Here is a 13,788-nt window from a genome sequence, read left to right as displayed (position 1 = left end):
TCATTCGCGGTGGTAGGGATGGCCCGTCATCACGGTCCAGGCGCGGTACAGCCCCTCGGCGAGCAGCACGCGCGCAAACGCGTGCGGCAGGGTCAGGTCCGACAGGCGCAGGGTCTCGTCGGCCGTCGCCTTCAGCTTGGGGTCGAGACCGTCCGGACCGCCGATGATCAGCGCCGCATCCCGGCCCTCGCCCATCCAGAGCTTCAGGCGCTCGGCCAGCTGCATGCTGCTGCGGCGCTCGCCACGCTCGTCGAGGATGATGCGACGCGCGCCCTTGGGCAAGGCCGCCTCGATGCGCTGCGCCTCGGCGGCCATCAGCTGCTCGGCGGTCTTGCCGCCGCTGCGCGGCTCGGCCTTGACCGCCTTCAGCTCCAGCCGCAGCTCGGGCGGAAAACGCTTGGCGAAATCCTCGTAGGCGCTGTCGGCCCAGGCCGGCTGGCGCTGGCCGACGGCGACCAGGACGAGCCGCATCAGCTGCTCTTGCGAGCAGGCTTCTTGGCGGCCGGCTTGGCGACAGGCTTGGCGCCCGCGGTCGTCTTCTTCGCGGCCGGCTTCTTGGCCGCGGCCGTGCTCTTCTTGGCGGCCGGCTTGGCCGCGCCGACCTTGATCGTCTTGGCAGCCGGTGCGGTGATCGCCTTCTTGACGCCGACGGTGCGCGTCACACCCTTCTTGGCCGGCGTCGCGCTCTTCTTGGCGGCGACCTTCTTGGCCGGTGCGGCGGCCGCCTTCTTCGCGGCCGGCTTCTTCTTCGCCACCGGCTCCTCGTCCTCGTCGATCGGCTCGGAGGCCTTCACCAGCCGGGTCTCGCCGTCGCCGAGCTTGAGCTTGACCGGCTTGCCGCCCCAGATCTCTTCCAGGTGGTAGTAGTCGCGGATCGCCGGCTGCATCACATGGACGACGGCGGCGCCGCAGTCGACGATGATCCATTCGCCATTGTCCTCGCCCTCCATCCGCATCACCTGCATGCCGCGCTCCTTGACCGTCTCGCGCACGCTATTGGCGAGCGACTTGGTCTGACGGTTGCTGGTCCCCGAGGCGATGACGACCCGCTCGAACAGCGGTGACAGATGCTCGGTGTTGAAGACCACGATGTTCTGGGCCTTCACGTCCTCCAGCCCATCGACGATGGCGCGTTGCAGCTTACGAATGTCCATTCAATATCCTTACTCGCTGTAAAGACGGTGCCGGGCAATATACCCCGCGACCGCGTCGCCCACCAAGGGGCGGATGTCCTCGCCACGCGCCGCCTTGGCGCGCACGTCGGTTGATGAAAAAGGCAGTTCCGGCATCGCCAGAACCTGCAGAGGATGCGGCACGGCCGCCACCTCGGCCGAGGCCTGCACCGCCATGCCATGCCGTGCGGCGACGGCCAGGGTCACCAGACCCAGCAGCGCCGGCCAGTCGTGCCAGGTCTGCAGGCGCTCGTACTGGTCCTGGCCGATGACCAGGAAGATCTGCGCGCCCGGCACGGCCGCGAGGTGCTGGCGCACCGTGTCTATCGTGTAGCTGGCGCCCTCGCGCGCCAGCTCGCTGTCGTCGACGGCAAAGCGCGGCTCGCCGGCAATCATCAGCTCGACCATCGCCCGCCGGTGCTCGGGCGCGGCCAGGTTCTGGCCGCTCTTCTGCCAGGGCCGGCCGGCCGGCAGCCACAAGAGCCGGTCCAGGCTCAGCTGCGCCAGCGCGCAATGCGCGAGGCTCAGATGGGCCCGGTGAACCGGATCGAAACTTCCGCCGAACAGCCCGATGCGCTGGTTACCCGGCACGGCGTTCACAGCCATAGATGGGTGGCCTGCTCATGCGCCCAGTCGCGCGGGCGCAGGAAATCGCTGTAGAGCTTGGCCTCCTGCGTGCCCTCCTCGGGCTTCCAGTCGTAGCGCCACTTCACCAGCGGCGGCATCGACATCAGGATCGATTCGGTGCGGCCGCCCGATTGCAGGCCGAACAGCGTGCCGCGGTCGAAGACCAGATTGAACTCGACATAGCGGCCGCGCCGGTAAGCCTGGAAATCGCGCTCGCGCTCGCCATAGGGCAAGACCTGGCGCCGCTCCAAGATCGGCAGATAGGCGCCCAGGAAGGCATCGCCGACCGAGCGCATCATGGCGAAGCTGGCGTCGAAACCGCCCTCGCCGTCCGGCAGCGAGAAGTCGTCGAAGAAGATGCCGCCGATGCCGCGCGGCTCGTTGCGGTGCTTCAGGAAGAAGTACTCGTCGCACCAGCTCTTGAAGCGCGGGTACAGGTCCTCGCCATGGGCTTGCAGCGCCGCCTCACAGCTGCGGTGGAAATGCTGGGCATCGCGCTCGAAGCCGTAGTAGGGCGTCAGGTCCATGCCGCCGCCGAACCAGACGACGGCCGTCGCATCGGCCGGCAGCGCGGCGAACATGCGCACATTCATGTGCACGGTCGGCACGAAGGGGTTGTGCGGGTGCAGCACCAGCGACACGCCCATGGCCTCGAAGGGCGCGCCGGCCAGTTCGGGCCGGTGCTGGGTGGCCGAGGGTGGCAAGACGCGGCCCCGCACATGGGAGAAGTTGACGCCGCCACGCTCGAACACGGCGCCGCCCTCGATCAGCCGCGACAGGCCGTCGCCCTCCAGGCGCCCGCCGGGCTCGCGCTCCCAGCCGTCGGACAGGAAGGGCTGGCCGTCCGCGTCCTGCAGGGCGGCGACGATGCGCTGCTGCAGATCGAGCAGATAGCGGCGGACCGCGGGGGTGTCGGGAGTCGTCGTCATGGGCGTAGTCGGATCGGGCTGGCCAGCTCGGGCCGCTTGCCCTGGCGGCCGGCCAGCTGCTCGGCCATCAGCGCGAAATCGGCATCGATCTCACCGCCGAGCTGGACGAAGCTGTGCAGGCCCACCGTGCGGGTCTTGAAGTCGAAATAGGCCAGGCCCACCGGCACCTGCGCCTGCAGGGCCACCTGGTAGGCGCCGGAGCGCCAGCCGCCGGTCAAGGAGCGCGAGCCTTCGGGCGCGGCCGCCAGCCAGAAGATCTCGCCGCGCTCGCGCGCCTGCTGCATCTGGCGGGCCGTGTCGGCGACCAGGCCGCGGCTGCTCGAGCGGTCGACGGCCACACCACCGAGCCAGCGCACCCAGGCGCCGAACAGCGGCACGCGGAACAGGCTGTCCTTGGCCCAGAAACGCAGGCGCAGGCCCAGGGCCCATTTGGCCAGCAGGCCGACGACGAAGTCCCAGTTGGAGGTGTGCGGATAGACGAAGATCACGCCCTGCGCGGCCGGCAGGCCGTCGAACTGCAGGCGCCAGCCGAACAGGCGCAGCAGTGCGCGCGCCAGGCCGCTGCCGGCCGGGCGCACGGGCCGCGGCCCGTCGATCAGACGCGGACGGGCCTGCAGATCGCGTGCGCTCACCGCTTCGCCACCGCGCGGTGGCCGATGTCCTGGCGGTACTGCTTGCCCTCGAACTGGATGCCGACCAGGGTGTCGTAGGCCAGTTGCTGGGCCTTCTTGACCGATTCGCCCAGCGCCGTCACGCACAGCACGCGGCCGCCCGAGGTGACGAGCTTGCCATCGAGCTCGGCCGTGCCGGCGTGGAAGACCATCGCCTCTTCGCTGTCGGGAGGCAGACCACTGATCGGGTCGCCCTTGCGCGGATGGAGCGGATAGCCTTCGGCCGCCATCACGACGCCCAGCGCGACGCGGCGGTCCCATTGCAGCTCGACCTTGTCCAGGGTGCCGTCGGTCGCGTGCAAGAGCACCTCGAGCAGATCGCTCTTGAGCCGCATCATGATGGGCTGCGTCTCGGGGTCGCCCATGCGGGTGTTGAACTCGACCGTGCGCGGCTGGCCCTGGGCGTCGATCATCAGGCCGGCGTAGAGGAAGCCGGTGAAGGGCACGCCGTCCTTGGCCATGCCGGCGATCGTCGGCAGGATGATCTCGTGCATCGCCTTCGCATGGACGTTGGGCGTCACCACCGGGGCCGGCGAATAGGCGCCCATGCCGCCGGTGTTCGGGCCCTGGTCGCCGTCCTTCAGGCGCTTGTGGTCCTGGCTGGTCGCCAGCGAGACCACATGCTTGCCGTCGCAGAGCACGATGAAGCTGGCCTCCTCGCCCTCGAGGAACTGCTCGATGACGACGCGCGCGCCGCCCTCGTTGTGGGCGACGCCCAGCTTGTTGTCTTCCAGGATCCAGTCGATCGCCTGGTGCGCCTCATCGAGCGTCATCGCGACGACGACGCCCTTGCCCGCCGCCAGGCCGTCGGCCTTGATGACGATGGGGGCGCCCTGCTTGTCAACGTAAGCGTGGGCGGCGGCAAGGTCGGAGAAGGTCTCATAGGCGGCCGTCGGGATCGCATGGCGCTTCATGAAGTCCTTAGCGAAGGCCTTGGACGACTCCAGCTGCGCGGCCGCCTTGGTCGGGCCGAAGATGCGCAGGCCGCGGGCACGGAACTCGTCGACGACGCCGGCCGCCAGCAAGGCCTCGGGGCCGACGACGGTCAGGGAGATCTTCTCCTTCTCGGCGAAGTCGGCCAGCGCCTTGACGTCGGTGATGGGCACATTCTTCAGCAGCGGATCGCGCGCCGTGCCGCCGTTGCCGGGGGCGACGAAGACCTGGCTGACGCGCTGGCCCTGGGCCAGCTTCCAGGCGAGCGCGTGTTCGCGGCCGCCGCTACCAAGGACGAGGACTTTCATGCCGACCTCCGCAGGGCCGTCCCAAGAAGGGCGGGCACCCCCGCGGGGGGCAGCGAGTGACTACGAGCGTGGGGGCGCATCATTCGGCGATGCTCGCGTTGTGATAGACCGCCTGCACGTCGTCCAGGTCCTCGATCACATCCAGCAGCTTCTGCATCTTTGCGCCCTCCTCGCCGGCCAGTTCGATCTCGTTCTCGGGCCGCATCGTCACCTCGGCCATCTCGGCCTTCAGACCGGCGGCCTCCAGCGCGTCGCGCACCTTCTCGAAGTCCGCCGGTGCCGTCAGCACCTCGATCGCGCCGTCGTCATCGCTGATCACGTCCTCGGCGCCGGCCTCCAGCGCCACCTCCATGATCTTGTCTTCGGAAGCACCGGGCGCGAACAGCAGCTGGCCGCAATGCTTGAACTGGAAGGCGACGGCGCCCTCGGTGCCCATATTGCCGCCATACTTGCTGAAGGCGTGTCGCACCTCCGCCACGGTGCGCACGCGGTTGTCGGTCATCGTGTCGACGATGATGGCCGCGCCGCCGATGCCATAGCCCTCGTAGCGGATTTCCTCGTAGCTGACGCCTTCCAGGTTGCCGCTGGCCTTGTCGACGTTGTACTTGATGCGGTCGGCCGGCATGTTCGCCGCCTTGGCCTTGTCCACGGCCAGGCGCAGTCGCGGGTTGGCCGACATATCGGCGCCGCCCTGGCGGGCCGCGACGGTGATCTCACGGATGATGCGCGTCCAGATCTTGCCGCGCTTCTCGTCCTGGCGACCCTTGCGATGCTGAATATTGGCCCATTTGGAATGACCAGCCATTGGCTCTAGCTCCTGGTCGGGCGCCCGATCTGCGACCCGTTTCTAGTTGGATAGACTGCAATTTTAATCTGCCGCCCTGGAGCCCCCATGCCCGACCCGATTCTGCTGGCCCGTCGCGATGGGACCGAATGCCTGCTCCTGCCCGCCCTGGCCAACCGCCACGGCCTGATCACCGGCGCGACCGGCACCGGCAAGACGATCAGCCTGCAGACCCTGGCGGAGAGTTTCTCCAAGCTGGGCGTGCCGGTCTTCCTGGCCGATGTGAAGGGCGATCTGACCGGCATCTCGCAGCCCGGCAAGCCCAGCGACAAGCTGCTGGCGACGCTGAAGGAGCGCGGCCTCGACGCGCCAGCACCGATCGCCTGCCCGACCACCTTGTGGGACGTGTTCGGCCAGCAGGGTCATCCGGTGCGCGCCACCGTCTCCGATATGGGGCCGCTGCTGCTGGCGCGCATGCTGGCCCTGAACGAGACCCAGCAGGGCGTGCTGCAGCTGGTGTTCAAGATCGCCGACGATGCCGGCCTCTTGCTGATCGACCTGAAGGACCTGCGCGCAATGCTGCAGCATGTCGGCGACAACGCGGCCCAGTTCACCACGCAGTACGGCAATGTCTCGGCCGCCTCCATCGGCGCGATCCAGCGCGGCTTGCTGCAGATCGAGGCCCAGGGCGGCGACAAGTTCTTCGGCGAACCGATGCTGAACATCGCCGACTTCATGCAAACCGAGGGCGGACTGGGCGTCGTCAACATCCTGGCCGCCGACCAGCTGATGAACGCGCCGCGGCTCTATGCGAGCTTCCTCCTGTGGATGCTGTCCGAGCTGTTCGAGACCCTGCCCGAGGTCGGCGACCTGGACAAGCCCAAGCTGGTGTTCTTCTTCGACGAGGCGCATCTCTTGTTCAAGGAGGCGCCCGAGGCCCTGGTCGAGCGCATCGAACTGGTCGTGCGCCTGGTGCGCAGCAAGGGCGTCGGCGTCTATTTCGTGACGCAGAACCCGCTGGACATCCCCGACACCGTGCTGGGCCAGCTCGGCAATCGCGTCCAGCACGCCTTGCGCGCCTTCACCCCGCGCGACCAGAAGGCGGTCAAGGCGGCGGCCGAGACCATGCGGGCCAAGCCAGGGCTGGACATCGCCGCGGCGATCACCGAGCTGGGCGTGGGCGAGGCGCTGGTCAGCCTGCTGGACGAGAAGGGCCGGCCCAGCATCACCGAGCGCGTCTACGTGCTGCCGCCGGGCAGCCAGATCGGGCCGATCACGGCCGAGCAGCGCCAGGCCCTGATCGCCAATTCGCTGGTCGCCGGCGTCTATGAAAAAGCGGTCGACCGCGAATCGGCCTACGAGAAGCTGCGCCAGCCCGCCGCAGCCGGCGGTGGCGTGCAGACCGCACCGGGCGGCGGCGCCCCGGCCGAGGGCAGCAGCAGTGGCGGCGGCCTGCTCGACGGCCTGAAGGACGTGCTGTTCGGCAGCACCGGCCCGCGCGGCGGCCACCGCGAGGGTCTGGCCGAGGCGGCGGCCAAGTCGGCCATCCGCACCATGGGCTCGACTGTGGGCCGCGAGATCATCCGCGGCGTGCTGGGCAGCATCCTGGGCGGCGCGGCCAGCAGCGGCCGCGCTCGCAAGCGCTGAGCAAGCAGCCGCCGCTGGCGACCGATGGCAGCCGCTGGCGCCGGCCGGCGGCGCTTCGTCGCAGCGCGCTGGGCCAGCGCCCGGCCGGCCGGCACGATGGCGCCACCTCGTCACACCGGAGCCCGCCATGCCGATCAGCACCATCCTCGCTCATATCCCCGTCTGGGTCTGGGCCATCCTCGCCTTCATCCTCGTGATGGGCCTGATCCAGAGCCGTGACCGGCTGATGAGCCGCCCTCGCCTGCTGCTGCTGCCGCTGGCCTGGGCCGCCTTCGGTCTGTGGGGCATCGATTCGGCCTTTGGTGCGCGGGCGCTGCCGCTGCTGGCCTGGGCCGCCGGCCTGGCCGCCAGCCTGGCCTTGCTGAAGGGCGCCGGCTGGCCGCAGGGCGTGCGCTACCAGCCTGAGACCGGGCACTTCTTCGTGCCCGGCAGCTGGCTGCCGCTGACGCTGATGCTGGCGATCTTCGCCGCCAAGTTTGCGCTGGGCATGGCGCTGGCGCTGCGGCCCGAGCTGGCCGGCCTGGCCCCGGTGGCCGCCGGCTTCAGCCTGCTGTTCGGCGCGATCAGCGGCGCCTTCCTGGCCCGCTCGCGCGCCATCCTGGCCCAGGCGGATCGGCCGGCGGCTGCGACACAATCGGCCCGATGAATGCACAGAGCCCGATCTTGATCGCCCGCAAGAGCCCGGCCGAGATCGGACATTGGCTGATGCGCCAGCTGCTGATCATCATCGTCATCGCGCTGGGCGTCGCGCTGGGCCTGATCCTGCTGTTCGGCCAGCGGCCCGGGCCGACCCTGATCTACTGCTTCACGATCACCGCCTGCTGCGCCGTCTTCGTGCAGGCGCTGCGACTTTCCGCCGCGCGGCTGATGCTGCGCTGGCGCCCCGGCGACGAAAGCCTGCACGAGGGCTGGCCCGGCTGGCCGCTGATGCTGATCAGCCTCTTGATCGGCACCATCGCCGGCTACAGCGCCGGCGTCGAGCTGGGCAACTGGATCACCGGCTTCAAGGAGTCCGGCGTGCTGAACAGCGGCCTGCGCCGCGGTCTGTCCATCATGCTGATCTCGCTGGTCCCGGGCCTGGGCCTGACCTTCTACTTCGTCCACCGCGGCCGCCTGAGCGCCGCCGAGGCCCGGGCGCAGACGGCGCAGCGCCAGGCGGCCGAGCACCAGCTGCGCCTGCTCGAATCGCAGCTCGAGCCGCATATGCTGTTCAACACCCTGGCCAATCTGCGCGTCCTGATCGGCATGGACCCGCCGCGCGCGCAGCAGATGCTGGACCAGCTGATCGGCTTTCTGCGCGCGACCTTGACCGCCTCGCGCAGCGGTATGAACCATTCGCTGCGCGAGGAATTCACCCGCATCGCCGACTATCTGGCGCTGCTGCAGCTGCGCATGGGCGCCCGGCTGCGGCCGGTGCTCGAGTTGCCGGCCGAGCTGGCCGAGCTGCCGGTGCCGCCGCTGCTGCTGCAGCCGCTGGTCGAGAACGCGATCAAGCATGGGCTGGAGCCCAGCATCGCCGGCGGCGAGCTGCGCGTCAGCGCGCGGCTGGCCGGCGAGCGGCTCGTGCTGGAGGTGCGCGACGGCGGCGTCGGCCTGCAGGCGCCGGCTGGCGATGGCACCCGATTCGGGCTGCACCAGGTGCGCGAGCGCCTGGCCACCCGCTACGGCAGCGCCGCCGCGCTGAGCCTCGCGCCCGCCGAGCCGGCCGGCACCGTCGCCACCATCACCCTGCCCCTGCCATGAGCGCCATGACCCCCACCGCCCTGATTGCTGAAGACGAGGCCCTCTTGGCCGAGAACCTGCGCCAGGAGCTGGCGCGCTGCTGGCCCGAGCTGCAGATCGTCGCGATGGCCGCCCACGGCCGTGAGGCGGTCGATATGGCGCTGGCCCGGCGGCCGGCCATCCTGTTCCTGGACATCCGCATGCCGGGCCTGAGCGGGCTGGAGGCGGCCGCCGAGCTGGCCGAGGACTGGCCCGACGATGGCACGCCCTTCCCGCTGCTGGTCTACGTCACCGCCTATGACCAGTACGCGCTGCGCGCCTTCGAGCAGGCGGCGATCGACTATGTGCTGAAGCCGGTGCAGCCCGAGCGCCTTGCGCAAACCTGCCAGCGCCTGAAGACGGCGCTGGCGCAGCGCGCGGCGGCCGCCTCCACGGCGTCCCCCCCCTCGGCGCTGGAGTCGGCCGTCGAGCAGCTGCGCGCCCTGCTGGGCCAGGGCGCGCCGGCGGCCCCGGCGGCACCGCTGCGCCTGCTGCAGGTCGGCGTCGGCAACCAGATCCTGATGGTGCCCATCGACGAGGTGCTGTACTTCGAGGCGGCCGACAAATACGTGCGGGTGCTGACCGCCGACAGGGAGCATCTGCTGCGGATCTCGCTGCGCGAGCTGCTGCCGCAGCTGGACGGCCAGCGCTTCTGGCAGGTGCATCGCAGCCTGATCGTGCGCGCGGACGCGATCGAGCGCGCGGTGCGCGACGAGGGCGGCCGCATCAGCCTGCATCTGCGCGGCCGCCCCGAGAAGCTGGCGGTCAGCCGCCTGCACGCGCACCAGTTCAAGGGGCTCTAAGCCGCGTTCGCGCCGTTCGCGCCGTTCGCGCCGTTCGCGCCATGGGGCCGCCGTTGGCGAAGCCGCGGCGCCATTGGTCGCAAAGCCGTCGCCGTGGCAGCCGCCGCTGCCCAGAATCACTCCCATCGACGACCCACCGACAGGAGAACGCCCGATGAACACCACCGCCCCGCTCGATCTGGAAGAACGCCAGCTGCGCCGCACGGCCGCCCGCCGCGTCGGCATCAAGACCGGTTTCGCCATCCATGCGCTGGTCTTCCTGCTGGTCAACACCGGCCTGTACCTGCTCAACAGCCGCTATGGCGGCGGCCTGCGCTGGCACCAGTTCCCGCTGATGGGCTGGGGCCTGGGCCTGGCCATCCACGGCATCGTCACCTTTGTCTCGCTGCAGGGCATGGGCCTGCGCGAGCAGATGCTGGAACGCGAAATCGAGGCGCTGCGCCGCCGTCGGCAGCAAGTCGGTCGATAATTCGGCCGATCCAGCACCCTGGCGGTCGCTCCTGCGGCCGCCCAAGCCCATGTCCCATCCGAACAGCGACGACCTGCAGGTCAAGCCCAGCAACTTCCTGCGCGCCATCATCGAGCGCGATCTCGAGGCCGGCACCAACGCCGGCCGCCATTTCGCCGGCACGCCCGGCGACGCCGCCCACCAGGCGGCCGGCCCGATCGATCCGGCCAAGATCCGCACCCGCTTCCCGCCCGAGCCGAACGGCTATCTGCATGTCGGCCATGCCAAGAGCATCTGCCTGAACTTCGGCCTGGCGCGCGACTATGGCGGCGTCTGCCATCTGCGCTTCGACGACACCAACCCGGAGAAGGAGGAGCAGGAATACGTCGACGCGATCAAGGAAATGGTCGCCTGGCTGGGCTGGAGCTGGGACGCGAACGACACCTCGCACCTGTTCTACGCCAGCAACTACTTCGATTTCATGTACCGCGCCGCCGAGTACCTGATCTCGGCCGGCCTGGCCTATGTGGACGAGCAGACGCCCGAGGAGATGCGCGCGAACCGCGGCGACTTCACGACGCCGGGCACCGACAGCCCCTTCCGTGCCCGCACGCCGGAGGAGAACCTGCTGCGCTTCCGCGAGATGCGCGACGGCCAGCATGCGGACGGCTCCATGGTCTTGCGGGCCAAGATCGACATGGCATCGCCGAACATCAATCTGCGCGACCCGGCCCTGTACCGGATCCGCCGCGCCACCCACCACAACACCGGCGACCGGTGGTGCATCTACCCGATGTACACCTATGCCCACCCGATCGAGGACGCGCTGGAGCAGATCACCCACAGCATCTGCACGCTGGAATTCGAGGACCAGCGCCCCTTCTACGACTGGCTGCTGGAGTCGCTGGCCGACGGCGGCCTGCTGGCCCGGCCGCTGCCCAAGCAGTACGAGTTCGGCCGCCTCAACCTCAGCTATGTGGTCACCAGCAAGCGCAAGCTGCGCCAGCTGGTCGACGAGGGCCATGTGAACGGCTGGGACGACCCCCGCATGCCGACCCTGGTGGGCATGCGCCGGCGCGGCTACACGCCGGAGAGCATCGTCGCGATGGTCGACAGCTCGGGCACGACCAAGGCCAATGCCTGGCTGGACTACTCGGTGCTGGACGGCTATCTACGCGCCGATCTGGAAGGCAAGGCGGCGCGCGCCAGCGCGGTGCTGGAGCCGCTGAAGCTGAAGCTGACGAACTGGGCCGAGCTCTTCGGCAGCGACGGGCACCGCGAGCCCTGCAGCGCGCCGGCCCATCCGCATCTGCCGGAGCTGGGCACGCGCCAGTTCAGCCTCGGCCCCGAGGTCTGGATCGAGCGCGAGGACTTCATGGAAGTGCCGGTGAAGGGCTACCACCGCCTCTATCCGGGCAACAAGGCGCGGCTGAAGTACGGCTATGTGATCGAGTGCACGGGCTGTCAGAAGGATGCCGAGGGCCAGATCACCGCCGTGCTGGCCACCGTCGTGCCCGACACCAAGAGCGGCACGCCGGGCGCCGATGCGGTCAAGGTCAAGGGCGTGATCACCTGGGTCGGCGCGCACGAGGCCGTCGCGGCCGAGGTGCGGCTCTACGACCGTCTGTTCACCGAGGCCCAGCCCGATGCCGGTGGCCGCGATTTCCTGGAGGTGCTGAACCCGGCCAGCCTGAAGGTGGTCAGCGCCTATCTGGAACCCTCGCTGGCCGAGGTTGCCGCCGACACCCGGCTGCAGTTCGAGCGCCACGGCTATTTCGTCGCCGACCGCGTCGATCACCGGCCGGGCAAGCCGGTGTTCAACAAGATCACCGGGCTGCGCGACAGCTTCGGCAAATAAACGGACGGGGGCCTGCGGGCCCCTTGTTCATCGGGAGGCCGCTCAGGCCTCGCAGCGCTGCACGACCGGGGTCGCGTACTCGTGGCCGATGACGGCGCGGGCGAACAGGTAGTTCTCCAGCGCGCGCTCGCTGAGCGCGTCCATGCTGACATCGCCCTGCGCATTGCAGGGAAAGGTCAGCGCCCGGCCCGCATGGAACAGCGACTGAAATCGCAGCAGGAACTGCGGTTCGCTGGCACAGGACGATTCGAGGTACTTCATGTCTGCTCCAACGTCCGAGTGGTGACGGGCGTTGACGCAAGCGTAGGGGCTGTGGCCGCCGGGCATCCGTGCAAACGTCGCGTGAAACACCGGCTGTTACGCCGATCGCCAGCCGGCGGCGCACAAGTTCACGCCGCGGCCAGCTCGGCCAGCCGCCGCACCCTGACCTTGCGGCCCTTCAGCTTGCCCTCGGACAGGCGCTTGACCGCCTCGCGGGCGATGCCGCGCTCCACCGCCACATAGCTGTGGAAGTCGGTCACATTGATCTTGCCGATCTGCGTCGCCTCGAAGCCGGCCTCGCCGGTCAGCGCGCCCAGGATGTCGCCGGGACGGATTTTTTCCTTGCGGCCGCCCAGGATCTGCAGCGTGTCCATGGCCGGCAGCAACGGGCCGCCCGGCGCCGGCGTCAGGCTGTCCAGCGGCTCCCAGACCGATTCGCGGCCCAGCATCTGCTCGATGCGGCCGATGCGGCCCATCTCGTCCAGGCTGGCCAGGGTCAGCGCCAGCCCTTCGGCGCCGGCGCGGCCGGTGCGGCCGATGCGGTGCACATGGACCTCGGCGTCGGGCGTCGTGTCCACATTGATCACGCATTCCAGCTGGGCGATGTCCAGGCCGCGCGCCGCGACGTCGGTGGCAACCAGCACCGAGCAGCTGCGGTTGGCGAACTGGATCAGCACCTGGTCGCGCTCGCGCTGCTCCAGATCGCCATGCAGGGCCAGCGCGACGAAGCCCTGCCCCGTCAGCACGTCGACCAGGTCGCGGCACTGCTGCTTGGTGTTGCAGAAGGCGATCGTGCTGGCCGGTCGGAAATGATTCAGCAGCAGCGAGACCGCATGCAGGCGCTCGGTCTCCGCCACCTCGTAGGCCAGCTGGCGGATCCGCGCCGGCGTCTGGGTCCTCGCCTGGTCGAGCTTGATCTCCTTCGGCTCGCGCATGAACTGGCCGGCGAGCTTGGCAATGCCCTCCGGATAGGTGGCCGAGAACAGCAAGGTCTGACGCTGCTTGGGCGCGCGGCGGGCGACGGCGGCGATATCGTCGAAGAAGCCCATGTCCAGCATGCGGTCGGCCTCGTCCAGCACCAGGGTGTTGAGCCGGCCCAGGTCCAGGCTCTCGCGCTCCAGATGGTCGAGGATGCGGCCGGGCGTGCCGACGGCGATATGGGCGCCGAAGGCCAGGCTCTCCATCTGCGGCCGCATCGGCGAGCCGCCGGTCAGCGTCAGCACCTTGATATTGTCGGCCGCCCGTGCCAGCCGGCGGATCTCCTGCGTCACCTGCTCGGCCAGCTCGCGCGTCGGGCACAGCACCAGCGCCTGCAGCTCCATGCGCGCGGCGTCGAGCCGGTGCAAAAGGGCCAGGGCGAAGGCGGCCGTCTTGCCGCTACCGGTCTGCGCCTGTGCGATCAGGTCATGGCCGGCCAGTGCCAGCGGCAGGCTGGCCGCCTGGATCGCGGTCATCTCGACATAGCCATGCTGGGCCAGATTGGCCTGCATGGCCGCGGACAGCGGCAGGCGGGCGAAGGAGCGGGAGGGGTCGGCCGAGGCGGCGGGGGTGGCGGTCATCTCGGTATTGTCCCTGATGACCGCCGG

The 13,788-nt window shown here is 69.5% G+C and carries 15 protein-coding genes; 6 read left to right on the top strand and 9 right to left on the bottom strand.

Features of this window, described 5'->3' with window-relative positions:
- The 7 genes from rlmH to QWJ38_RS06210 all read right to left on the bottom strand — a co-directional run bounded on the left by rlmH (position 1) and on the right by QWJ38_RS06210 (position 5,445).
- Positions 1–471 carry a 23S rRNA (pseudouridine(1915)-N(3))-methyltransferase RlmH gene (rlmH, locus tag QWJ38_RS06240; RefSeq protein WP_290358202.1) on the bottom strand — a complete coding sequence of 157 codons (471 nt, stop codon included), beginning with the start codon at positions 469–471 and terminating at the stop codon, positions 1–3.
- Positions 471–1,154 carry a ribosome silencing factor gene (rsfS, locus tag QWJ38_RS06235; RefSeq protein ID WP_290358201.1) on the bottom strand — a complete coding sequence of 228 codons (684 nt, stop codon included), beginning with the start codon at positions 1,152–1,154 and terminating at the stop codon, positions 471–473. Before rsfS ends, rlmH begins: the two co-directional genes overlap by 1 nt.
- A 9-nt stretch (positions 1,155–1,163) precedes the next feature.
- Positions 1,164–1,778 carry a nicotinate-nucleotide adenylyltransferase gene (gene nadD, locus QWJ38_RS06230; RefSeq protein WP_290358200.1) on the bottom strand — a complete coding sequence of 205 codons (615 nt, stop codon included), beginning with the start codon at positions 1,776–1,778 and terminating at the stop codon, positions 1,164–1,166.
- Entirely contained in the window at positions 1,769–2,728 is a 960-nt protein-coding gene (gene hemF, locus QWJ38_RS06225) for an oxygen-dependent coproporphyrinogen oxidase (protein ID WP_290358199.1), read from the bottom strand. The genes nadD and hemF overlap by 10 nt, the downstream gene beginning before the upstream one ends.
- Complete coding sequence (locus QWJ38_RS06220) at positions 2,725–3,360, bottom strand: 1-acyl-sn-glycerol-3-phosphate acyltransferase (RefSeq protein WP_290358198.1); 636 nt, start codon at positions 3,358–3,360, stop codon at positions 2,725–2,727. The genes hemF and QWJ38_RS06220 overlap by 4 nt, the downstream gene beginning before the upstream one ends.
- Positions 3,357–4,640, bottom strand: coding sequence for a phosphoribosylamine--glycine ligase (gene purD, locus QWJ38_RS06215; RefSeq protein WP_290358197.1), 1,284 nt, complete (start codon positions 4,638–4,640; stop codon positions 3,357–3,359). The genes QWJ38_RS06220 and purD overlap by 4 nt, the downstream gene beginning before the upstream one ends.
- Positions 4,641–4,719: 79 nt before the next feature.
- Positions 4,720–5,445, bottom strand: a complete 726-nt coding sequence (locus QWJ38_RS06210; RefSeq protein ID WP_290358196.1) for a YebC/PmpR family DNA-binding transcriptional regulator — start codon at positions 5,443–5,445, stop codon at positions 4,720–4,722.
- A gap of 87 nt (positions 5,446–5,532) precedes the next feature.
- Here QWJ38_RS06210 and QWJ38_RS06205 point away from each other — a divergent pair, with 87 nt between their 5' ends.
- The 6 genes from QWJ38_RS06205 (at position 5,533) to QWJ38_RS06180 (ending at position 11,941) form a co-directional block, all read left to right on the top strand.
- Positions 5,533–7,071, top strand: a complete 1,539-nt coding sequence (locus QWJ38_RS06205) for a helicase HerA-like C-terminal domain-containing protein (RefSeq protein ID WP_290358195.1) — start codon at positions 5,533–5,535, stop codon at positions 7,069–7,071.
- Positions 6,989–7,717: a DUF6622 family protein gene (locus tag QWJ38_RS06200; protein WP_341850494.1), complete on the top strand. Its 729-nt coding sequence runs from the start codon at positions 6,989–6,991 to the stop codon at positions 7,715–7,717. The genes QWJ38_RS06205 and QWJ38_RS06200 overlap by 83 nt, the downstream gene beginning before the upstream one ends.
- A complete protein-coding gene (locus QWJ38_RS06195) occupies positions 7,714–8,814 on the top strand; it encodes a sensor histidine kinase (protein WP_290358193.1) in 1,101 nt (366 codons plus the stop codon). The genes QWJ38_RS06200 and QWJ38_RS06195 overlap by 4 nt, the downstream gene beginning before the upstream one ends.
- Before the next feature lie 5 nt (positions 8,815–8,819).
- Positions 8,820–9,635, top strand: coding sequence for a LytR/AlgR family response regulator transcription factor (locus QWJ38_RS06190; RefSeq protein ID WP_290358959.1), 816 nt, complete (start codon positions 8,820–8,822; stop codon positions 9,633–9,635).
- A 154-nt stretch (positions 9,636–9,789) separates the two neighbouring features.
- Complete coding sequence (locus QWJ38_RS06185; RefSeq protein WP_290358192.1) at positions 9,790–10,104, top strand: 2TM domain-containing protein; 315 nt, start codon at positions 9,790–9,792, stop codon at positions 10,102–10,104.
- A 49-nt stretch (positions 10,105–10,153) separates the two neighbouring features.
- On the top strand, positions 10,154–11,941 hold the full coding sequence (locus QWJ38_RS06180) for a glutamine--tRNA ligase/YqeY domain fusion protein (protein WP_290358191.1): 1,788 nt from the start codon (positions 10,154–10,156) through the stop codon (positions 11,939–11,941).
- A gap of 42 nt (positions 11,942–11,983) precedes the next feature.
- Here QWJ38_RS06180 and QWJ38_RS06175 read toward each other — a convergent pair whose 3' ends face one another.
- Entirely contained in the window at positions 11,984–12,202 is a 219-nt protein-coding gene (locus QWJ38_RS06175) for a hypothetical protein (RefSeq protein WP_290358190.1), read from the bottom strand.
- Between the two features lie 128 nt (positions 12,203–12,330).
- Positions 12,331–13,761 carry an ATP-dependent RNA helicase DbpA gene (gene dbpA / locus QWJ38_RS06170; protein WP_290358189.1) on the bottom strand — a complete coding sequence of 477 codons (1,431 nt, stop codon included), beginning with the start codon at positions 13,759–13,761 and terminating at the stop codon, positions 12,331–12,333.
- Positions 13,762–13,788 lie beyond the last annotated feature (27 nt).

This window comes from Roseateles violae (assembly GCF_030410485.1).
GTDB classification, from domain to species: domain Bacteria; phylum Pseudomonadota; class Gammaproteobacteria; order Burkholderiales; family Burkholderiaceae_C; genus Roseateles_D; species Roseateles_D violae.
The sequence above is the reverse complement of the archived record's forward strand: the minus strand, read 5'-3'. Positions and strand labels throughout refer to the sequence as shown.

Bases quoted from the DNA above. Each gene is read 5' to 3' on its own strand.
- QWJ38_RS06175 (WP_290358190.1), bottom strand. From the start codon at position 12,202: ATGAAGTACCTCGAATCGTCCTGTGCCAGCGAACCGCAGTTCCTGCTG.
- QWJ38_RS06210 (WP_290358196.1), bottom strand. From the start codon at position 5,445: ATGGCTGGTCATTCCAAATGGGCCAATATTCAGCATCGCAAGGGTCGC.
- rlmH (WP_290358202.1), bottom strand. From the start codon at position 471: ATGCGGCTCGTCCTGGTCGCCGTCGGCCAGCGCCAGCCGGCCTGGGCC.
- hemF (WP_290358199.1), bottom strand. From the start codon at position 2,728: ATGACGACGACTCCCGACACCCCCGCGGTCCGCCGCTATCTGCTCGAT.
- QWJ38_RS06180 (WP_290358191.1), top strand. From the start codon at position 10,154: ATGTCCCATCCGAACAGCGACGACCTGCAGGTCAAGCCCAGCAACTTC.
- nadD (WP_290358200.1), bottom strand. From the start codon at position 1,778: ATGGCTGTGAACGCCGTGCCGGGTAACCAGCGCATCGGGCTGTTCGGC.
- purD (WP_290358197.1), bottom strand. From the start codon at position 4,640: ATGAAAGTCCTCGTCCTTGGTAGCGGCGGCCGCGAACACGCGCTCGCC.
- QWJ38_RS06195 (WP_290358193.1), top strand. From the start codon at position 7,714: ATGAATGCACAGAGCCCGATCTTGATCGCCCGCAAGAGCCCGGCCGAG.
- QWJ38_RS06190 (WP_290358959.1), top strand. From the start codon at position 8,820: ATGACCCCCACCGCCCTGATTGCTGAAGACGAGGCCCTCTTGGCCGAG.
- rsfS (WP_290358201.1), bottom strand. From the start codon at position 1,154: ATGGACATTCGTAAGCTGCAACGCGCCATCGTCGATGGGCTGGAGGAC.
- dbpA (WP_290358189.1), bottom strand. From the start codon at position 13,761: ATGACCGCCACCCCCGCCGCCTCGGCCGACCCCTCCCGCTCCTTCGCC.
- QWJ38_RS06185 (WP_290358192.1), top strand. From the start codon at position 9,790: ATGAACACCACCGCCCCGCTCGATCTGGAAGAACGCCAGCTGCGCCGC.
- QWJ38_RS06205 (WP_290358195.1), top strand. From the start codon at position 5,533: ATGCCCGACCCGATTCTGCTGGCCCGTCGCGATGGGACCGAATGCCTG.